This window comes from Brevibacterium aurantiacum (assembly GCF_900169065.1).
Lineage (GTDB): Bacteria > Actinomycetota > Actinomycetes > Actinomycetales > Brevibacteriaceae > Brevibacterium > Brevibacterium aurantiacum.
Genome location: NZ_FXZB01000007.1, coordinates 67094 through 86858, shown reverse-complemented (window position 1 = coordinate 86858; position 19765 = coordinate 67094). Strand labels below are relative to the sequence as shown.

General features: G+C 64.7%; 16 protein-coding genes. 4 read left to right on the top strand and 12 right to left on the bottom strand.

Annotated features, from left to right (window positions below; all coding sequences use genetic code 11):
* Positions 1 to 5: 5 nt before the first annotated feature.
* The 3 genes from BAUR9175_RS06320 to BAUR9175_RS06310 form a co-directional block, all read right to left on the bottom strand.
* The gene (locus BAUR9175_RS06320) at positions 6 to 1007 is read right to left on the bottom strand and encodes an isopenicillin N synthase family dioxygenase (RefSeq protein WP_009883229.1); all 1002 of its coding nucleotides are present in this window, start codon (positions 1005 to 1007) and stop codon (positions 6 to 8) included.
* A gap of 85 nt (positions 1008 to 1092) precedes the next feature.
* Positions 1093 to 2496 (bottom strand): FAD-binding oxidoreductase, encoded by a 1404-nt coding sequence (locus BAUR9175_RS06315; protein ID WP_101583278.1) that lies wholly within the window; start codon positions 2494 to 2496, stop codon positions 1093 to 1095.
* The gene (locus BAUR9175_RS06310; protein ID WP_101583276.1) at positions 2493 to 3578 is read right to left on the bottom strand and encodes an aminotransferase class I/II-fold pyridoxal phosphate-dependent enzyme; all 1086 of its coding nucleotides are present in this window, start codon (positions 3576 to 3578) and stop codon (positions 2493 to 2495) included. Before BAUR9175_RS06310 ends, BAUR9175_RS06315 begins: the two co-directional genes overlap by 4 nt.
* Positions 3579 to 3794: 216 nt before the next feature.
* Here BAUR9175_RS06310 and BAUR9175_RS06305 point away from each other — a divergent pair, with 216 nt between their 5' ends.
* Positions 3795 to 5270, top strand: a complete 1476-nt coding sequence (locus BAUR9175_RS06305; protein WP_096168439.1) for a malate:quinone oxidoreductase — start codon at positions 3795 to 3797, stop codon at positions 5268 to 5270.
* 103 nt (positions 5271 to 5373) lie between these two features.
* On the opposite strand, the gene BAUR9175_RS06300 is transcribed toward BAUR9175_RS06305, so the two are convergent.
* From BAUR9175_RS06300 to BAUR9175_RS06290, 3 genes are all read right to left on the bottom strand, one after another.
* On the bottom strand, positions 5374 to 6198 hold the full coding sequence (locus BAUR9175_RS06300) for a bifunctional allantoicase/(S)-ureidoglycine aminohydrolase (RefSeq protein ID WP_101583274.1): 825 nt from the start codon (positions 6196 to 6198) through the stop codon (positions 5374 to 5376).
* A 36-nt stretch (positions 6199 to 6234) separates the two neighbouring features.
* Complete coding sequence (locus BAUR9175_RS06295) at positions 6235 to 7542, bottom strand: DUF6986 family protein (RefSeq protein ID WP_101583317.1); 1308 nt, start codon at positions 7540 to 7542, stop codon at positions 6235 to 6237.
* A gap of 105 nt (positions 7543 to 7647) precedes the next feature.
* The gene (locus tag BAUR9175_RS06290; protein WP_101583273.1) at positions 7648 to 9027 is read right to left on the bottom strand and encodes an NAD-dependent malic enzyme; all 1380 of its coding nucleotides are present in this window, start codon (positions 9025 to 9027) and stop codon (positions 7648 to 7650) included.
* 242 nt (positions 9028 to 9269) lie between these two features.
* Here BAUR9175_RS06290 and BAUR9175_RS06285 point away from each other — a divergent pair, with 242 nt between their 5' ends.
* Complete coding sequence (locus BAUR9175_RS06285; protein ID WP_101583271.1) at positions 9270 to 10055, top strand: IclR family transcriptional regulator; 786 nt, start codon at positions 9270 to 9272, stop codon at positions 10053 to 10055.
* 168 nt (positions 10056 to 10223) lie between these two features.
* Here the strand turns inward: BAUR9175_RS06285 and aceE are convergent, their stop codons facing one another.
* The 4 genes from aceE to uraD all read right to left on the bottom strand — a co-directional run bounded on the left by aceE (position 10224) and on the right by uraD (position 14930).
* Positions 10224 to 12977 carry a pyruvate dehydrogenase (acetyl-transferring), homodimeric type gene (gene aceE / locus BAUR9175_RS06280; protein ID WP_101583270.1) on the bottom strand — a complete coding sequence of 918 codons (2754 nt, stop codon included), beginning with the start codon at positions 12975 to 12977 and terminating at the stop codon, positions 10224 to 10226.
* 67 nt (positions 12978 to 13044) lie between these two features.
* Entirely contained in the window at positions 13045 to 13929 is an 885-nt protein-coding gene (gene pucL, locus BAUR9175_RS06275; RefSeq protein WP_009883238.1) for a factor-independent urate hydroxylase, read from the bottom strand.
* A 186-nt stretch (positions 13930 to 14115) separates the two neighbouring features.
* The gene (gene uraH, locus BAUR9175_RS06270; protein ID WP_009883239.1) at positions 14116 to 14439 is read right to left on the bottom strand and encodes a hydroxyisourate hydrolase; all 324 of its coding nucleotides are present in this window, start codon (positions 14437 to 14439) and stop codon (positions 14116 to 14118) included.
* Entirely contained in the window at positions 14436 to 14930 is a 495-nt protein-coding gene (gene uraD, locus BAUR9175_RS06265) for a 2-oxo-4-hydroxy-4-carboxy-5-ureidoimidazoline decarboxylase (RefSeq protein ID WP_096178939.1), read from the bottom strand. Before uraD ends, uraH begins: the two co-directional genes overlap by 4 nt.
* Before the next feature lie 265 nt (positions 14931 to 15195).
* On the opposite strand from uraD, the gene BAUR9175_RS06260 reads away from it, so the two are divergent.
* Together BAUR9175_RS06260 and bcp are read left to right on the top strand one after the other, a co-directional pair.
* Complete coding sequence (locus tag BAUR9175_RS06260) at positions 15196 to 16371, top strand: glycerate kinase (protein WP_096168443.1); 1176 nt, start codon at positions 15196 to 15198, stop codon at positions 16369 to 16371.
* Between the two features lie 43 nt (positions 16372 to 16414).
* Positions 16415 to 16882 carry a thioredoxin-dependent thiol peroxidase gene (gene bcp / locus BAUR9175_RS06255; RefSeq protein ID WP_009883242.1) on the top strand — a complete coding sequence of 156 codons (468 nt, stop codon included), beginning with the start codon at positions 16415 to 16417 and terminating at the stop codon, positions 16880 to 16882.
* Positions 16883 to 16964: 82 nt separating this feature from the next.
* Here bcp and BAUR9175_RS19335 read toward each other — a convergent pair whose 3' ends face one another.
* Positions 16965 to 17498, bottom strand: coding sequence for a DUF559 domain-containing protein (locus BAUR9175_RS19335; protein ID WP_162619313.1), 534 nt, complete (start codon positions 17496 to 17498; stop codon positions 16965 to 16967).
* A 696-nt stretch (positions 17499 to 18194) separates the two neighbouring features.
* The gene (gene allB, locus BAUR9175_RS06240) at positions 18195 to 19574 is read right to left on the bottom strand and encodes an allantoinase AllB (protein ID WP_101583268.1); all 1380 of its coding nucleotides are present in this window, start codon (positions 19572 to 19574) and stop codon (positions 18195 to 18197) included.
* Between the last annotated feature and the right edge of the window lie 191 nt (positions 19575 to 19765).

The window sequence follows — 19765 nt, the reverse complement described above, 5'->3', positions numbered from 1 at the left end:
GCATCTCAGTTCGCGATGTGCTGCGCGTAGTATTTCTCAGCGACGTTCGGGTGTGAGCGCAGACGCGACATGAACGCATTCTGCCCATAGACCGCGTGCAGCGCGTCGAGTTCATCGACAGAAACTCCACGCGCCTCGGCGGCAAGCTCCGGCGGGAGTTCAACCGGCGGCAGATGACTGCTCAGAGCAGGGTTGTAGAAGAAGGGTATCGAGATCCGGTCTTCGCCTGGTTTGGTCGGCAGCACCCGATGGACCGTCGCCTTAAGATACCCGTTCGTCGCGACCTCGAGGAGCTTGCCGATATTGACGATGAAGGCATTGTCGATCGGATCCGCATCGATATAGCCGTCATCTGTCAGCACCTGCAGGCCAGTGGTGCCCGGCTGCGGGTAGAGCAGAGTGAGAGTACCGCCGTCACGATGTTCGCCCACCCCTTGGGTCACGTCCTCGTTCTCGGCTGCCGGATAGCGGACGATCTTGATGAATGATTCCGGGTCGCGGTCGAAGGCAGCGAAGAAGTGATCGGCCTCCTGGCCCAGGCTCAGCGCCCATTGAGCCAGCAGCCTATTGCCGACCTCCGTGAGCTGGGCGTGCCAGGCGTCAGTGACCTCCCGCAGCTGTGGCAATGACTGCGGATACTGATTGGGGCCGGTGAGATTGTCATAGTCGTGTTCAGGTTCCGTCACCGGTTCGCGTTCGGGCCCGATGTCGATCTGCTCACGCCAGTCGACGCGGCCGCGTGTGCGTTCGCCACCCGTGCGCGTATAACCGCGGAAATGCGGGGAGTTGATGTTCTCTATCGCCAGCTTCTCATCCTCGGGGAGAGCGAAGAACTTCTGTGCTGTTTCGATGATTGCGCTGAAGTCCTCGTTGGGGACACCGTGGCCGACGAGGTAGAAGAATCCGATCTCATGCGTGATTCTGCGCAGGTCTGCTCGAAACGTCTCGGCGGTCGCGGGATCCTCAGACAGGCTGAGGTCGAGGATGGGGAGTTGGCGAAGCGTCATTGCTGAGTCCTTTCCTAGGTGCTCAGAACGCTAGTGCGAACTCCTGCCGCCACACCGTGACGAAGTCATCAGCGGTCACGAAGCGTCACACGCCGAACATCTTCCCCGGATTGAGGATCCCCAGCGGGTCAAGGGCGTTCTTGATCTGGGTGTGCATCAGCCTGGCTCCGGCATCGAGTTCGCGTCCGAGCCACTCGCGCTTGAGGAATCCGACACCGTGTTCCCCCGTGATCGTCCCACCCAGATCGAGGCCCAGCTGCATGATCGCAGCGAACGCCTCCTGCGCTTGGCTGACCTGAGCCTCGTCCCCGGCGTCGAAGACCACCGAAGGATGCATGTTTCCGTCACCGGCGTGACCGGCCGTGGCGACCTCGACGTCGAAGCGGGCATCGATGAGCGCCAGGCGTTCGAAGAACTCCCCGAGAGCGGAGCGCGGCACGCACACATCATCGACGAGCTCTCCCCCACCACGAGTGTGGGCGTACTTCTCCATCGCCGGGGCCACCGCTCGGCGGGCTGCGACGAGCATCTGCGAATCGGCAGGATCGTCGGAAACGAAGACCTCGGAGCCGCCGTTGGACTCCGCGACCCGGCGGAAGGCTTCGAGCTCCTCCATCGCCCCGGCGCCCTTGGCATCGGACTGCACGAGCAGCAGTGCACCGACATCGTCCGGCAGACCGAAGTCGCCGTAGGCATTGATCATCGCCACGCTGGGACCGTCGATGAACTCCAGCATCGACAAATTCGCCCCCGACCCCATGTACTCGGTGACGGTGCGTCCGGCCGATGCGGTGTCGGGGAAGATTCCCACTGCGGTGATCGGCTGCGTCAGTGCCGGTTTCAGGGCCAGAGTCACCTCGACGATGGTGCCCAAGGTGCCTTCGGACCCGACGAACAGGGCCGCCAGGTCGAGACCGGCGACACCCTTGGCAGTCGGACGGCCCAGCTTCGTCACGGTTCCGTCGGCGAGCACCACGGTCATGGCCCGCACATAGTCCTTGGTCACGCCGTACTTCACGCAGCACATGCCACCGGCGTTCGTGGCGACATTGCCGCCGATCGTCGAGATCGCCACCGACCCTGGATCGGGCGGGTAGGCCAGTCCGTGTTCGGCCAGCGCCGTCTTCAGGTCTTGGTTGATGACGCCGGGCTGGACGCGGCAGGTCTGATTCACCTCGTCGATCTCGAGGACCTGATCCATCGCTGCGACATTGAGCAGGAGGCCGCCGTCGACGGCGTTCGCGGCACCGGACAGGCCGGTCCGTGCGCCCTGGGTGACGACGGGGATGTGGTGCTGCGTGGCGAAGGACATCACTGCCACGACGTCATCGACCGTGCGTGCCCGCACCAGGGCCAGGGCCTGGCCCGCCGGGCAGAACAGGGCCTTGTCGGAGGCGTAGCTGTCGATGACGTCCCTGTCGGTGACCAGCGCGCCGGGGCTCAGCCGAGCCTCCAGGTCCTGGGTCGGAATCTCGGCTGTCACACTCATGCGGTCCGCGAGGCTGCGAACTTCGTGGCCACTTCGCGCACCCGGTCGAGAGCTTCATCGGGTCCGATGCTGATGCGCACCCCGCCGCTGAGCTTCCGCACGGCCACGGCCTGGGCTGCGCAGGCAGCTTCGAAGTCTTGTGCGTCATCGTCGGGCAGGCTGACCCACACATAGTTGCCCTGCGAGTCGGTGACGGTGAGTCCCGCATTCCGCAGATCCTGTGCGAACTGGTCACGAGTGGCCGCGACGTCCTTGGCCCGGACGAGGACCTCGTCGTTGCGCGACAGTGATTCTACGGCCGCGACCTGAGCCGTCGAGGTGACGCTGAAGGGTGCGATGACCTGGCGCAGTGCGGTCGCGATCGTCGGATCGGCGACGCCGAAGCCCACCCGCAGGCCAGCCAGGCCATGGGCCTTGGAGAAGGTGCGTGCCAACACCAGATTCGGGAACTTCCGGTAGGCGGCCATCCCATCGACCACCTCGGCGTCGGAGGCGAACTCGAAGTACGCCTCGTCGAGGACGACGATGACCTCGGCAGGGACCTCGGCCATGAAGCCGTCGAGCTCGGCCGTCGAGATCGACAGGCCGGTCGGATTGTTGGGCGAGCAGAGCAGGATGAGGCGGGTCGTGTCGTCGATGGCGGCGACGAGGCCCGGGAAGTCGTGCCGGCCGTCTTCGAGCAGCGGCACGGGGCGCTTCTCGGCACCGCGCGCCGAGGCGAGGATCGGGTACATCTCGAAGGAGGGCCAGGGGTAGACCACCGAGGTGCCTGCTTCGAGGGTGATGTTCGTCAGCGCGGAGAGGATCTCCGAGGCCCCGGCACCGGGCACGATCTCGGAGGCATCGACGTCGAGGTGGGCCGCAATATCGGCGACCAGCTTCGTCGACTTCGGATCGGGATAGTTCGCGGGCACCTGCCCGGGGTCGGTGATCGACTTGAGGACGACCGGCAGCGGTGCCAGGTGGTTCTCGTTCGAGGACAGTTTGTACGGTTTCAGACCCGGTGTGGTGGTCGGGGGTTTGCCCGGCACATACGGCGGGAATTCGGCCAGGGCATCACGAAGCAGGAAGCGATTCGACATGTGCCCATATTTGCACATCCTGTGGCGGGCGACACAAGGCGTCCACGCGCTAAACGTCCGAATGGTCGGAAAATGCGTGTGACTGCGGACGATCACCGGCTGTGAGGTTGCTCGCACGGGACTCCTGTACGCAGGGGCGGGTTACTGGTTCGCGTGTGGCGAAGAGTAGTCTGTGAGTCGAATACATGTAGTCAGTGACGAAGGATGAGAGTCGAAATGCCCTCAACGCAGGAAAAGGTTGACGTTGTCTTGATCGGCGGCGGCATCATGAGCTCCACTCTTGGTGCCATGCTGACCGAACTTCAGCCCGAATGGGATATCCGGGTCTACGAGAAGCTCGACTATGTCGCCGAGGAGAGCTCCGATCCCTGGAACAACGCAGGCACCGGCCACGCCGCCCTGTGCGAACTCAACTACACTCCTGAGGACGAGAACGGCCACGTCGATCTCGCGAAGGCCTCGCAGATCAACGAGCAGTTCCATCACTCCCGCCAGTACTGGTCGCACCTCGTCGACAACGGCGTCCTGGCAGAGCCGAAGTCCTTCATCAACCAGGTCCCTCACATCAGCTACGGCCGTGGTGAGAAGGGACGCGACTACATCAAGAACCGCTACGAGCAGATGGTGCGCAATCCGCTCTTCTCCGAGATGGAGTACACCGACGACCCGGCCACCCAGGCCGAGTGGCTGCCGCTGATGTTCGAAGGCCGCGGACCCGGTCAGGTCAACGGCATCTCGCGCACGAAGATCGGCACGGACGTCGACTTCGGTTCGCTCTCGCACCAGCTGCTCAACTACGTCGGCGACAAGGGTGCCACGATCCGCACCAGCCACCAGGTCACCGACCTGGAACGCTCCTCCGACGGCTGGGTCGTCACCGTCAAGGACCTGCTCTCCCACGAGACCCATAAGATCAATGCGAAGTTCGTCTTCAACGGCGCTGGCGGCGGTGCTCTGCCGCTGCTGCAGAAGTCGGGCATCCCCGAGGGCCGCGGCTACGGCGGATTCCCCGTCTCCGGCATCTTCCTGCGGACCTCGAACCCCGATCTCGTCGCCCGTCACCAGGCCAAGGTCTACGGCCAGGCTTCCTTCGGTGCTCCTGCCATGTCGGTGCCTCACCTCGACACCCGTGTCGTCGACGGCAAGGATTACCTGCTCTTCGGCCCTTACGCCGGCTTCTCTCCGAAGTTCCTCAAGGGCGGACGCTTCACCGATCTGCCCTTCTCGGTGCGCGGAAACAACCTGCCCACAATGCTCAACGTGGCCAAGGACAACACCGACCTCGTCACCTACCTCGTCTCCGAGCTGGCCTCGTCGAAGAAGGCCCGCTTCGAGTCGATGCACGAGTTCATCCCGAACATCGACCCCAGCGACTGGGAGTTCATCCAGGCCGGTCAGCGCGTGCAGGTGATGAAGAAGGATCCCAAGAAGGGCGGAGTGCTCAGCTTCGGCACCGAGCTCATCTCCTCGGCCGACGGCTCGATCGCTACTCTCCTCGGCGCCTCCCCCGGTGCATCGACGGCAGTGTCGATCATGCTCAACCTGCTCAAGACCTGCTTCCCCCGCCAGTACAGCAGCTGGGAGCCTGCGATCAAGGACATGGTTCCCTCGCTGGGCCGCAGCCTCGCCGATGACGAGACACTGCTCAAGGAGCTCTCCGAGTACACGGCTCGCACCCTCAAGCTGATCTGATCGGCTGACGACTGGTAGCTGACAACAGCTGGATACAGAAAGAACGGCGGACCCTGCGGTCCGCCGTTCTTCGTGTGTCAGCGTCTATGAGTGAGTCAGTGCCTCACAGCTCGACCTGGCGGTTGACGTCCTTGTAGAGCAGGTAGCGGAAGCGGCCCGGTCCGCCGGCGTAGCAGGCCTGCGGGCAGAAGGCGCGCATCGAGATGAAGTCACCTTCCTGCACCTCCACCCAGTCGCCGTTGAGACGGTAGACGGCCTTGCCTTCGAGCACGTAGAGACCATGCTCCATCTCATGGGTCTCGGCGAAGGGGATCACGGCACCGGGTTCGAAGGTCACGATGTTCACGTGCATGTCGTAGGCCAGGTTGTCCGGATCCAGGGGACGCGTCGTGCGCCACCGGTTGTCGGTGCCCGGCATCGAGGCGGGCTCGACGTCAGCATCCTGACCGAACTTGGCCTCCGGGGTCAGCCCGGCCACGGGCTGGTAGCGCTTGCGCACCCAATGGAAACGTGCCGCCTCGGCGCCGGTGGACTTCACGCTCCACGTCGAACCGGCAGGCAGGAATCCGTAGCCGCCGGCGGTCAGGGTGTGGGCCTGGCCCTCGTGGGTGATCTCGAGCGTTCCCGCCATGAGGAAGATGAACCCCTCGACCTCGGCCTGCGGTTCTGGCTTCTCCGAGCCGCCGCCGGGAGCGACCTCGAGGATGGTCTGGGAGAACGTCACCGCTCCCCCGGCCACCGGCTTGCTCAGCACCCACGACCTGGTCCCCGTCCATTCGGGCAGATTCGAGGTCACGATGTCGCGCATGACGCCGCGCGGGATCACGGTGTACGCCTCGGTGACGATCGCGCGGTCAGTCAGAAGGTCCGTCTGCGGCGGGTGCCCGCCGGTGGGCGCGAAGTAGGTGTAGGGGTCGGTCGTCGTCATGGGTGTGGTGTCTCCTTGAGATCGGGGCTGGTCAGGTCACTCGGCCGCGCCGGTGGCGGCGATGTGGTTGAGTGTTTCGATCGACATCTTCGTCCGGCCGGTCACGAATTCCTCGGTGTGGGCGCCGCACGAGAGCCCGCGGCCCAGGTAGCGGGCCAGTGCCCGTGCCGTCGCCGGCTCGTCGAGGACGGCCGAGTCCTCCTGGAACACGTAGTTGCGCAGCCTGGTCGCCGCCCGCTCCGCGCCTTCGCGGTAGAAGCGGAAGGTGGCGAGGAAGCGGGTGGGCAGCTGATGCGGGTGCATGTCCCAACCCTGGTAGATGCCGCGCTTGAGGTGCCTGCGGACCAGTCCGGCGTGCAGGCTCCAGGCGCGATGAATCTCCTCGGGCTCGCCGAGGGGCATGATGTTCGTGGACCCGTCGGAGAGGTGGACGCCGGTGCCGGCGACCGCGAGCATCATCTGGTTCTTCGCGAAATCGGCCACGGGGTGATCCATCGCCTGGTAGGCGGCGGCGACGCCCATCGAAGCCGAGTAGTCGTAGGTGCCGTAGTGCAGGGAGGTGATGCGCCCGGCTCCCGCGTCGAGGACCGGAGCCAGCGGCACGGTGCCGTCGGCGCCGAGGATGAGCTGTGGGGTCTCGACCTGCACCTCGAAGGTGATCGAGCCCTCGGCGAGACCGTGCTGGGCCTCAAGCGCTCGGCAGGCGAGGACCATGGCGGACACCTGAGCGACAGTGCTCACCTTCGGCAGCGTGAGCACCAACTGCGTCGGCAGGGATCCGTGGGCGGCGATCACCTCGGCGAGGAAGAGGTCAAGGGTGCGCAGACCGCGCGCCCGGGTCTCGGCCTCCATGCATTTGAACCGGATGCCGAAGAACGCCGGTGCACCCGTCTCCTCCAGGCCCGCGATCACATTGCGTGCGGCCTGGCGGACGCAGTCGTCCTCGGTCGCGTCGCCCCGGTTGCCGAACCCGTCTTCGAAGTCCAGCCGCAGGTCTTCGATCGGTTCGGTGGCCAGCTTTGTGGTGACCGCCTCGGCGAGCATCTCTGCTTCCCGGGCGACCTGGTGCAGATTGGGCATCGTCTGGCTGTCGGGTGCCACCGTCTCCTTACGGGAGGCGATGATGACGCGTTCGGCCAGCTGGACCATCCCGCCGTTGGCTTCGACGCAGTCGAGCGCCTGCGCACCCCACTCACGGGGCAGCGACGGGCTCGACAGATACCCGGGGACGTAGACGGTGTGCACGGGCTGCCGGACGTCACGGTCGCCGGGATAGCGAGTGCTCAGCAGCTCGTCAGTGTCCGCCAGGAGTGAATCGATGTCGGTCAACGTTGATTGATCCAATTTCACATTCTCTTTCGTAGCATCGTTGCGCGGGAGGACTGGTCTCTCCACATTGTCTCTCATAAAACGTCGACCGGCCTCCCGTTTCAGGAGACCGGTCCATGTTCAGGAGGAGACTGCCGCAACTGCTGCCGCCACCTTCGTCGCCACCTCTGGGTCGAAGACCGAGGGCACCACATAGCCGGGGTGGAGTTCCTCCTCCGGGATGCACGAGGCGATCGCGTCGGCTGCGGCGACCATGATGTTCTCGTCGATGTCGGTGGCCTCGGCGTCGAGGAGTCCGCGGAAGATGCCGGGGAAGGCCAGCACATTGTTGATCTGGTTCGGGTAGTCGCTGCGTCCCGTGGCCACGACGGCCGCGTACTTGAGCGCCTCGGCGGGGTCGACCTCGGGATCCGGGTTGGCCATGGCGAAGACGAGGGCGTCCTTGTTCATCGCCTGGATGTCGGCGCCGTCGAGCACGTTCGGGGCCGAGACGCCGATGAACACGTCAGAGCCCGCGACGGCCTCCTTGAGCGTGCCCTCGAAGCCCTCAGGGTTCGTGTTGGCCTGCAGCCACACCTTGTGCTCGGTGTCGACGGTCGAGTTCGGTCCGATCGCACCGTTGCGTCCGCAGGCGATGATGTTCTTGGCACCGGCGACCTGGAGCAGGCGGATGATCGCGTTGCCGGCGGCACCGACGCCGGAGACGACGATGCGCTGATCCTCGAGCTTGCGGCCCACGACCTTGAGAGCGTTCTTCAGCGCGGCCAGCGTGACGATGCCGGTGCCGTGCTGATCGTCGTGGAAGACGGGAATGTCGAGCTCTTCACGGAGCCTGGCCTCGATCTCGAAGCAGCGCGGTGCCGAGATGTCCTCGAGGTTGATGCCGCCGTAGGCCGGGGCGATGGCCTTGCAGATCGAGATGATCTCCTCGGTGTCCTTCGTATCCAGGGCCACGGGCCAGGCGTCGACACCGGCGAACTGCTTGAACAGGACGGCCTTGCCTTCCATCACGGGCATCGCGGCTTCGGGGCCGATGTCGCCGAGGCCGAGGACCGCGGTGCCGTCGGTGACGACGGCGACGGTGTTGCGCTTGATCGTGAGCCTGCGGGCATCGGCCTTGTTCTCCGCGATGGCCATGCACACACGCGCCACACCCGGGGTGTAGGCGCGGGAGAGGTCGTCACGGTTGCGCAGCGGCACCTTGGGGGTGGATTCGAGCTTGCCGCCGAGGTGGAGCAGGAAGGTGCGGTCGGAGACCTTGTGGACCTCGACGCCGTCGAGCGCGCCGAGCGCGGCCGCCACCTCGTCGGCGTGGGCGACATCGCGGGTATCGGCGCTGACGTCGATCATCACCGTATGCGGGGTGGACTCGACGACGTCGAGGGCGGTGATCGCGGCACCGGTTGCAGCGGCGGCGGCCACGAGATCGGACGTCGATGTCCGACCGACTGCGGTCTCCACGCGAAGAGTGATTGAGTATCCGGGGCTTGGAACAGCCATGGGAGTTATCCTCTCTGATAAGTCTTTTCCGTATTACGGATAATATCTTCTGTATAGTGGAAAATCTAGCTAGAATGCTCTGTAGCGGAAACTTTCTTCCATTTCAGGTCTAGACTGAGTGACAGTTTCGCTGAGCGATCCCTTGCTCAGCGATCAGCGCTTTCAGCCGGCGGCACTCAGCGTCGAGCCTGTCCGGCATATCCGCGAACACGAATTTCTATGGACGAGGAAGAGGAACTGGGATGACCAGCAATGACACGAAGGCCCCTGCGATCCGCCAGACGAAGGGCGGCGTCCAATCCGTCGAGCGCGCCTTCGGACTCCTCGAATGCATCGCGAATTCCTCGGGGTCGGCAACCCTGAGCCACATCGCCGCCGAGGTCAGCCTCCCCCTGCCGACGATCCACCGCCTGCTCAACACTCTGGTCAACCTCGGCGTGGTGCGTCAGCTGCCCAACCGCGGCTATGCGCTGGGACCGGGCCTCATTCGCCTCGGCAACCTCGCCGGCGCCCAGCTGGGTGCCATCGCCCGTCCCTACCTGCGGACCCTCGTGGACGAGCTCGGCGAGTCCGCGAACGTCGCGACCATCGACGGCGACATGGTCGTCTACGTCGACCAGGTGGCCTCGCAGCACCAGATGCGCATGTTCACCGAGGTGGGCCGCCGTGCCCATATGCACGACACCGGAGTGGGCAAGGCGATGCTCGCCGGGCTCGATCCCGAGCAGGTACGTCACATCGTCACAACTGCGGGCATGCCCACCCCCACGCAGTACAGCATCGGCACCGTCGACGACCTCGAAACCGAGCTCGAGCGCATCCGCGACCGCGGCTACTCCATCGATGAACAGGAACAGGAGCTGGGTGTGCGCTGCTTCGCAATGTCGATCCCCGAGGCGCCCGCTCCCCTGGCCATCTCCGTGTCCGGACCCATCAGCCGCGTCGACAAGGCCTTCTCAGATCGCGCCATCCCGCTGCTGCGCTCAGCCGCCGAGGCGATCTCGGACGACATGCGCCGTGGCGCCTGAGCCAGACTCTCCAGCCGCGGAATGCACTGGGCCACCCCTTCCGCCCTCGCGACAGCGCCGGAGCTCCGAGCCCCCTGTGCACACACAGTCGGCTCGGAGCTCCGGCGCTGTCTCGCCTCATTCAGGCTGAGCAGCCCAGGCTGATCAGCCAACAAGTGAGCTGCTTTCTCAGGAATCGCCTCCGGCTGAGCCTGAGGTTCCTGCGTTGACCTCGTTCAGGCGGTACTTCTTCGCCGCTTCGACGGGTACGGAGCGGGCAATCTCGCCGCGGTCGGCCAGCAGCTGCAGGGTGCGCACGACCATCGAGTGGGCGTCGATCTTGAAGTGGCGCCTCGCTGCTGCACGCGTGTCGGAGAACCCGAATCCGTCAGCACCCAGGGTTGCGAAGTCCTGCTTGAGGAACGGCCGGATGAGGTCCGGCTGCGTGGAGTCGAAGTCACTCGTTGCCACAATCGGCCCGGCCTCGGAGCCCAGGCGCTCACGCACATAGGGCGTACGCGGCTCGGCCTCGAAGTTCTCGAGCTTCTCGGCCTCGCACTTCAGAGCGTCGCGGCGCAGCTCGGCCCATGAGGTGACCGACCAGACAGCCGCGTCCACTCCCCATTCCTGGGCCAGCAGACCACGGGCCTCAAGGGCCCACGGGACTGCGACTCCGGACGCGAGCAGCTGAGCTTGCGGGCGATCCCCTGCCCCAGCCTCGGCGCCGGTGCCGGCTTCTGCCACGCGATGGATCCCGCGCAGGATCCCATCGACGTCGACATCCTCCGGCTCGGCCGGCTGGAGCATCGGCTCGTTGTACACGGTCAGGTAGTACATGACGTTGCGGGCGTCGTCGCCGAGGTCGTGCTCGCCGTACATACGGTGCAGGCCATCGCGCATGATGTGCCCGATTTCGTAGCCGAAGGCCGGGTCGTAGATCCGCACAGCCGGGTTGGTCGCGGCCAGCACCGGCGAGTGGCCGTCGGCGTGCTGGAGTCCCTCACCGGTCAGCGTCGTGCGACCGGCTGTGGCGCCGATGATGAACCCGCGGGACATCTGGTCACCGGCGGCCCAGAAGGCGTCGCCGGTGCGCTGGAAACCGAACATCGAGTAGAAGACGTAGATCGGGATCATCGGCTCGCCGTGCGTCGAGTACGCGGTGCCGGCGGCCGTGAAGCCTGCCGCGGCACCGGCCTCGTTGATGCCGACGTGGAGCAGCTGACCCGAGGTCGCTTCCTTGTAGGACAGGAACAGCTCGCGGTCGACGGCGAGGTAGTTCTGCCCGTTCGGGTTGTAGATCTTCGCGGTCGGGAAGAACGCGTCGATACCGAAGGTGCGCGCCTCATCAGGGATGATGGGCACGATCCGATTGCCGATGCCCTTCTCCCGCATGAGGTCCTTGAGCAGGCGGACGAAGGCCATGGTGGTCGCGGCCTGCTGGTGGCCCGAGCCCTTCTTCGTCTGCGAGAAGGCCTTGTCGGAGACCGCGGGCAGGGTCTTCTTGCTGTTCTCGGGCTTCCGGTTGGGCAGGAACCCGCCCAGTGACTTCCGCTTTTCGAGCATGTACTGAATCTCTTCAGCGTCGTTGCCCGGGTGGTAGTAGGGCACCGCGTAGGGGTCTTCGTCGATGACCTTGTCGGTGATCGGGATGTCCATCCGGTCGCGGAAGGCCTTGACGTCGGCGGCGGTGAACTTCTTCATCTGGTGGGTGGCGTTGCGCGACTCGAAGGTCGTGCCCAGGCCATAGCCCTTGACCGTCTGGACAAGGATGACGGTCGGCTTGCCGGTCGTGTTCACTGCCTGCTGGTAGGCGGCGAAGACCTTGTGGTAGTCGTGGCCGCCGCGCTTGAGGTTCCAGATGTCGTCGTCGCTCAGGTGCTCGACGAGGCCCTTCGTCTCCGGTGAACGACCGAAGAAGTTGTCGCGGATGAACCCGCCGGACTCGGCCTTGAAGGTCTGGTAGTCACCGTCGAGCGTCTCGTTCATGATCCGCACCAGCGAGCCGGTGTGGTCGGCGTCGAGCAGGGCGTCCCATTCGCGACCCCACAGCACCTTGATGACGTTCCAGCCGGCGCCGGTGAAGACCGCTTCGAGTTCCTGCACGATCTTGCCGTTGCCGCGCACGGGTCCGTCGAGTCGCTGCAGGTTGCAGTTGATGACGTAGGTGAGGTTGTCCAGGCCCTCGTTCGCGGCCAGCTGGAGTGCACCGCGTGATTCCGGTTCGTCCATCTCGCCGTCGCCGAGGAAGGCCCAGACGCGCTGGTCGGAGGTGTCCTTGATGCCGCGATTGTGCAGATAGCGGTTCATCTGTGCCTGGTAGATCGAGTTGATCGGTCCCAGGCCCATCGACACAGTCGGGAACTGCCAGAAGTCGGGCATCAGGCGTGGGTGCGGGTAGGAGCTCAGGCCGTCAGGTGCCTTCGAGGCCTCCTGTCGGAAGCCGTCGAGCTGCTTGTCACCGAGACGGTTCTCGAGGTAGGCCCGGGCGTACATGCCGGGTGAGGCGTGGCCCTGGAAGAAGACCTGGTCGCCGCCGCCGGGGTGGTTCTGCCCGCGGAAGAAGTTGTTGAACCCGATCTCGTAGAGGGTCGCGGCACCGGCGTAGGTCGAGATGTGTCCGCCGACGGAGATCTCGGGACGCTGGGCCCGGTGGACGAGCATCGCGGCGTTCCAGCGCAGCCATTTGCGGTACTTGCGCTCAAGGCGCTCATCGCCCGGGTAGGCAGGTTCCTGATCGGCCGGGATCGTGTTCACATAGTCCGTGGTCGTGACCTTCGGCTGGGCCACCGAGTTCGATGCGGCACGGCGGCGCAGGGCCTCCATGATCTCGGCCGCGCGCAGGGTTCCACGCTGGTTGACAAGCCCCTCCCAGGACTCGAGCCACTCGTCGATCTCTTCGTCACCGGTTCCCCTCGGGATCGCCGAGGTTGTGTCCTGGGTCATAGTTCTCCCTCTCAAACACGTCAGGCCCACGGGAAGGTGCTTCCCGTGGACCCGACTATGGAAATTATCAGCAGAAGCCGGCGATCTGCGCCCAGGCGTCCTTGTTCTCCTCCACACCGTCACGGGTGAAGGTGGCCTCGATCAACCCGTAGGGGCGATCAGCGACGATGAGCACTTCGTTCGGGTTCTCCAGTCCGAAGCGTTCGATGTCGTAGAGGAAATGGTGCTTGTTCGGGCAGGAGAAGCGGATCTCGTCGATCTCCGGCACAGCCTCGATGACCTTCTCACCCATCTGGTACAGGGTGTGCTGCAGGGCATGCGAGTAGTGGTCGGTGAACGAGTCGAGGATGATCTCCTTGACCTTCGTGTACACGCCCTCGAAGTCGAGATCCGTGGTGTTGTAGATCCAACGGGTCGCGATGTCGGTGGCGAGGATGCGGTCGTCGGTCTCCGGCAGGGTCGTGTACTTGTCCTTCGGGTAGCCGACGAATCCTGATTCCGTGGTCTTGAGCACAGTGAGTCCGTAGAAGCCGGAGATCAGGGTGCTGGCGTCGCCGTCGCGGGTCAGGACCGCGGTGCGGGTCTCGGGTGCCGACTTGTAGAACGAGTGGTTGTGGTCGTTGATGCGCGACCAGCCGTACTCTTCGGCTGCCCAGCGTCCGCCGGTGACCCAGTCGAAGCTGGAGGTGAAGTGCTCACCGAGGCCGAGGAGGAACTGTTCGGGTGAGGTCACTCCGAGTTCCTTGGCCTTGGCGAAGACCGTGTTCTTCTGGGTGTCGGTGGCGACGACGTGTTCGTTGTTGCCCTCGGTGTGTGCGGTCTCGAAGTCGCCCCACAACTGGGAGGTGACGTTGAGGTCGCGGATCTCGTGACGTTCGGAGTCACGGTAGACCCTCATCAAACGGTTCTCCGCCTTGCCGTACTGATTCGTTGTCAGTTTCACCTTGCTCATCTTCTTGCTCCTGTTGCTATGCCAGCAACCGCGCCGGCCTCGTCACCGAGTCCGACATGGCCGCTGTGACCAATTGATTTGCGAGGTTGCCGGGCGTCGAACCCAGCGAACTTCGGCGGTTTGTTGAGGATCATGATCCTGCAGGGGGCCTGCTTCCCCTGATGTCTTATGGGTGGTGCTGCCCGCTCAGCTGCCGCGGTAGGTGCTGTACGCGAACGGACTCAGCAACAATGGTATGTGATAGTGCGCCTCGCCCGCCTTGACCGTGAAGTCGATCGTGACCTGGGGGTGGAAATGATCCTGCCTCTGAGCCTCGAAGTAGGCACCGGTACCGAATACGATCCGATAATCACCGGCGCCGAGGTGGTCCGGTCCGAATTCCGAGACACGACCGTTGCCGTCGGTGCGGGCATTGGCGAGCACCTCGGTGCCCGAGTAGAGCGTGACCTCGAGGTCGGCGGCAGGGGTGCCGAGTGTGGAGTCGAGGGCGTGGGCGGAGATGAAGCTCATGCGAGGATTCCTTCGAGTCTGAGTGCGGCGATCTGGATCAGCTGCTCGCCGACCTCGGCGAGTTCGTCGGTGTCGGTGTTGGCCATGCGGCGCTGGAGCTCGGCGAGGATCTCCTCGGGGCTGCGACCGGCTGCGCGGATGAGGAAGACGCGGTCGAAGCGCTCTTCGTAGGCGGCGTTGCCTGCAGCGAGACGTTCCTGGACGTCACCGTCAAGGGCTCCCAGGCCCGCCTGCTCACGGGAGGAATGGGCCGCCTCGGCGGACGAGCCTTCAGCCTTCTCACCGATCCGGGGATGGTGGGACATGGCCTGATTGATCTCGTCATCGGTCAGTGGGGCGGCGCTGGTGCGGGCGGCCTCAAGGGCGGCTTCCACGCTGGAGAACGGGCGTGCGGAGACGACCCCGTCGATCCACCGGTCGACGTCCAGGCACGGGCGCAGGGTCGTACGGGCATCGTCGGTCGACAGCTGATTGAACTCGCTTAGGTCCACATTGACCTCCTGAGAAAATCGAGATGCTCAAGCACTGAGAATGTGTTTCACATCACGGAAGATTATTTCCATTTAACTGCTTCGAGTTTGACCCCAGGTTCGCGCTAAGTCAAATTCCTGGCGTTGTCGCTGAAGGCACTTTCCTGTTGAATTTGGAAAAGTTATTCCACAAAGCGGATAGTGGTGGAAGAGTCCCACGCGCAGTCCGCGTTCTGGGCACTTGGCCATCGTTTTCTCGACAATGAGGTTGAATGACGTCATGAGTATGGAAGCACCCACGATCGTCTGCGCGCCCGATTCCTTCAAGGGTTCGGCCAGCGCCCCCGCCGCGGCCGCCGCCTTGGCTCGCGGTGCCCGCCAAGTGTTCCCCGACTCGCAGATCACCGACCTGCCCTTCGCCGACGGCGGCGAGGGAACCCTCGACGCACTGCTCGCCGTGTGGGGCACCCCGGCCCGATCGGTCGACGTCGTCGATGCCCTCGGTCGGCCGACGACCGCCCTGTTCGGCATCTCCGCCGATGGAAAGACCGCGGTCATCGAGGCCGCTCAGGCCAACGGCCTCCCCCAGGTCTCCGACGTCGCCCTCGCACCCGAGCGCGCCGACACCTACGGCGTGGGCCTCATCGCCCGCCACGTCCTGGACCAGGGGGTCGAAGAGATCCTGCTGTGCATCGGGGGCTCGGCGAGCACCGATGGCGGCGTCGGCATCGCCATGGCCCTGGGCGCAGCCTTCACTGACTCCTCCGGTGCCCCCATCGCTCCCGGTGGCGGTGGGCTGTCGGCCCTGGCCGCCGTCGATGCCTCAGCGCTGGATCCGCGTGCCCTTCAGGTCCGCTGGCGCATCGCCGTCGACGTCGACAATCCGCTCACCGGCCCCCGTGGAGCTGCCGCGGTCTTCGGTCCGCAGAAGGGCGCCGATGCCGCGTCCGTTGCCGTCCTCGACTCCGGCCTGGCCCACCTCGCCGAGGTGCTCGCCGGCTCCCCGGCCGAGGCGAAGTCCCTGTCGGCGACGCCTGGCTTCGGTGCCGCCGGGGGAATCCCGCTGGCTCTGACGAGCCTAGTAGGCGCCGAGGTGGTGCCCGGGTCGACGATGGTCGCCGAGGCCGTGGGGCTGACCGAGGCCCTGGCCGCCGCCGACATCGTGCTCACGGGCGAAGGATCCTTCGACTCCCAGTCCCTGGGTGGGAAGGTCGTCGCGGCCGTACGCGACTATGCCCCCGCCTCGGCGAGGATCATCGTCGTCGCAGGCCGCGTCGCCCTCAGCCCCGCCGAATGCCGTGCCGCAGGAATCACCGCGGCCTTGTCGATCGCGCAGGGCCCGGCCGACCTTGCCGAGCTCTCCGGCCGCGCCGAGGAGCTCATCGAAGCCACCGCCGCTCACGCGTGCGCGCTCGTGGTCGCAGGTACGCGCGCAGGCGTCGCGGGCGCGCAACAGAACTGACCATCACCATCACAAGCAGTCATCTACGAAAGGACGCATCATCATGGCGACACAGCTCGAAGTCGGACAGACCGCACCGGATTTCTCCCTGGCCGATGCCAGCGGAAAGACCTACTCGAAGGCGGACTTCGCCGGGCAGAAGGTCATCCTCTACTTCTACCCGAAGGCCGCAACACCCGGCTGCACGACAGAGGCCTGCGACTTCCGCGACAACTTCTCGTCCCTGGCCGCTGCAGGATTCCAGGTGCTCGGGGTCTCCCCCGACGACGCTGAGGCACTGCAGGCGTTCACGGACGACCAGCAGCTGACCTTCCCACTGCTCTCTGACCCGGGTGCAGAACTCGCGCAGACCTACGGATCGTTTGGTGAGAAGACGATCAACGGCAACACCTTCGAAGGCACGCTGCGCTCTACTTTCGTCATCGCCGAAGACGGCACCCTCTCCGACGTCGAATACAACGTCGACGCCGACGGCCACGTCGCCCGCCTCCGCGAAAAGCTCGGCGCCTGACGCCAGCTCTTCTTGCACGGCTGAGCAACCTTCCCGGCGCTTGGCAACCTTTAGCGAGGTTGCTACGCGCCCGAAAGGTTGCTCAGTTCGACGAGAGCCGCGTGGCAGTTGCATTGAGGATGTGATGGAAGAGCTCTGATCGGTAGAGCTGCCTCCAGGTCAACCGGATCACCAGATAGCCCGCGGCGCTGAGGGCCGACTCCCGCAGCTTCTCCTTCTCGATCTCCTTCTTCGGATCCCCGGAGCCGAGTCCGTACTTACCCATTCCGTCGACCTCGACGATGATCTTGGCCTTCTCATGGCAGAAGTCGACTCGTCCCAACCAGTTCCGGGCAGTGTCGAAGATGTTCACCTGTGGGAGGAATCCGACAATTCCGAACTCGTAGAATCGCACAGCACAGACCGATTCGGCGACGGATTCCCGACGACCGTCGGCTAGCTCAAGAGCGTTCTCCACATTTCGCGAACCCTCTATCTCAACGCAGGCAGAGACAACCGTCCTCACATCGTCGAGATCTGCAGAGCCACAGCGCAAAGCATGGTCGAGCATCGGCACTGAGACGCTCAGCGGATAGTCACGCGCTACGTCGATGAGCGACCGCTCCAGTGAGGTCACTGCATATATGCCGATCTTGACCATCTGGGTTTGAGGTATCAAACGACGCCGGACCCGCAGATTGGTATAAGTGCGGCTGACCTTTGGCCGTACAACTTCCACCCGATGCTCGCTGAGGGAGCTCACGGGCAGTTCATGGATGAGCGCTGCGGACAGGTGGCTGAAGATTTCTCCTCCACGTGGAGTACTCCGACTGAGCAGACCCTCCTGAAGATGCTCTGCTCGAGCCCGGATAAGTACCTTGAGTCTCTCGACCTGGTCCCGGATATCCCCGAATTGGACGAACTCACTGCTGGAACCGCTCTTGATCGATTCCCAAAGCTCGCTATGAGCTGCATCAGCGCAGACGAACTCGGTGACATATCGGCCTCGCGCCACCCTGCGCAGGCAGCAGCGCAGCGCTCGCCGGATTTCCTCTCGAGAGAATCCCAAGCGAACCAGACGTGCGGCGGTGATGTGCGCATACATAACAACTAAATTGCATCATTCAACAGCAAACAGCAACATATTCCGCGATTCTGTGGATAAACCTGTGCACAGAGGTGGTCGTATCGTCAGCAACAACTTCGTACCTCAGCAACCCGAATGCTTCGCGTCATCAAACTGAGCAACCTTCCGGGCGCTGAGCAACCCCGCTAAAGGTTGCTCAGCGCCCGGAAGGTTGCTGTAACGATGAAGCCCCTTGCGAGGCGCGCCTCAGCGGGCGCGGAGGAGGTGGCCCTGGGGCTCGTCGAAGTTCACGGGGGCGCCGCGGAGGATCGTCTGCTTGACGGCGCCGCGGACGGTGCGGGCGTCGTAGGCGCTGATCTGGTTGCGGTGGTAGAGCTCGGCGGCTGCGACCGTCCACTCCTCGTCGGGAGCGAAGACTGCGAAGTCCGCGTCGTTGCCGAGTGCGATCGCGCCCTTGTTCTCCACTCCAGCGACGGAGGCGGGGGCACTGGACATCCAGGCCACCACCTCGGCGAGGTCGATGCCGCGCTTGGCAGCCTCGGTCCATACAAGGGAGAGACCCAGCTGCAGCGAGGAGATTCCGCCCCAGGCTGCCCCGAAGTCGCCGGTGTCGAGCAGTTTGAGTTCGGCCGTCGAGGGCGAATGGTCGGAGACGATGCAGTCGATCGTGCCGTCGACCAGGCCCTGCCACAGGGCCTCGCGGTTGGATTCCTCACGGATCGGCGGGCAGCACTTGTGCGTCGTCGCTCCGTCCGGGATCTCCTCGGCGGTGAACACGAGGTAGTGGGGGCAGGTCTCAACGGTGAGCTTCACGCACTCGGCCTTGGCCGCGGCGATCTGCGGCAGCGCATCTGCCGATGACAGGTGCAGGATGTGGGCGCGGGCACCGGTCTCGCGGGCGGCCTCGATGACCCGTGCGATCGCGACGTTCTCGGCCTCGCGCGGGCGGGAGGCGAGGAAGTCGCTGAACTTGCGGCCCGAGTTCTTCGGGGCCTCGGCCATGACCGAGTGGTCCTCGGCGTGGACGATGAGCAGGCCGTCGTACTTCGCGAGCTCGGCCAGATCGGCGCGCAGCTCATCTGGCTCCAGCGGTGGGAACTCATCGACTCCCGAGTCTTCGAGGAAGCACTTGAAACCGTAGACGCCCGCGTCGAAGAGGGGCTTGAGGTCACCGGTATTGCCGGGGATCGCCCCGCCCCAGAAGCCGACATCGATGAATGCCTTGGATGCGGCTACTTCGCGCTTGATGTCGAGGGATTCGACGTTGACGGTCGGCGGCAGGGAGTTCAGCGGCATGTCGACGATCGTCGTCACCCCGCCGGCGGCTGCGGCGCGGGTGGCACTGGCGAAGCCTTCCCATTCGCTGCGGCCCGGGTCATTGACATGCACGTGCGAATCGACGAGCCCGGGCAGGAGAACCTGCGACTCATCGACGTCGACAACCTTCGCATCCGCCGAGGCGGCACCGCTGAGCACCGCTCCCCCGGTGGCGACCTCGACGATCTTGCCCGCACGAACGCCGATCTCGGCCGCGCTCACGCCCTCGGGCAGAACTGCCCGCTGTGCCCGAATGATCAGGTCGAAGTCCTGGTCAGGACCCTGTGTACCGGCGTCATCGACGTTCATGCATCCTCCTCGTTTCATCGGCCCGCAGGCCAAGTTCTCTGCTCGGCATCGATCCCGGTCGTTTCCACGGCATCGATGCCCGATGTCTGCTGCGACGTGTCTCGCCAAGCATGTCAGACAAGTCCCGGGAGTGTCGGAACCAACCCTCCGACGCTCCCGGGACTATGGTATACCAAATGTGGTGCAGCCGA

Coding starts and splice junctions, on each gene's coding strand:
- BAUR9175_RS06305 (WP_096168439.1), top strand. CDS start 3,795: ATGCCCTCAACGCAGGAAAAGGTTGACGTTGTCTTGATCGGCGGCGGC.
- uraH (WP_009883239.1), bottom strand. CDS start 14,439: ATGAGCTTCATCTCCGCCCACGCCCTCGACTCCACACTCGGCACCCCT.
- pucL (WP_009883238.1), bottom strand. CDS start 13,929: ATGAGCAAGGTGAAACTGACAACGAATCAGTACGGCAAGGCGGAGAAC.
- BAUR9175_RS06285 (WP_101583271.1), top strand. CDS start 9,270: ATGACCAGCAATGACACGAAGGCCCCTGCGATCCGCCAGACGAAGGGC.
- allB (WP_101583268.1), bottom strand. CDS start 19,574: ATGAACGTCGATGACGCCGGTACACAGGGTCCTGACCAGGACTTCGAC.
- BAUR9175_RS06310 (WP_101583276.1), bottom strand. CDS start 3,578: ATGTCGAATCGCTTCCTGCTTCGTGATGCCCTGGCCGAATTCCCGCCG.
- BAUR9175_RS06290 (WP_101583273.1), bottom strand. CDS start 9,027: ATGGCTGTTCCAAGCCCCGGATACTCAATCACTCTTCGCGTGGAGACC.
- BAUR9175_RS06315 (WP_101583278.1), bottom strand. CDS start 2,496: ATGAGTGTGACAGCCGAGATTCCGACCCAGGACCTGGAGGCTCGGCTG.
- bcp (WP_009883242.1), top strand. CDS start 16,415: ATGGCGACACAGCTCGAAGTCGGACAGACCGCACCGGATTTCTCCCTG.
- BAUR9175_RS06300 (WP_101583274.1), bottom strand. CDS start 6,198: ATGACGACGACCGACCCCTACACCTACTTCGCGCCCACCGGCGGGCAC.
- BAUR9175_RS06320 (WP_009883229.1), bottom strand. CDS start 1,007: ATGACGCTTCGCCAACTCCCCATCCTCGACCTCAGCCTGTCTGAGGAT.
- BAUR9175_RS06260 (WP_096168443.1), top strand. CDS start 15,196: ATGGAAGCACCCACGATCGTCTGCGCGCCCGATTCCTTCAAGGGTTCG.
- aceE (WP_101583270.1), bottom strand. CDS start 12,977: ATGACCCAGGACACAACCTCGGCGATCCCGAGGGGAACCGGTGACGAA.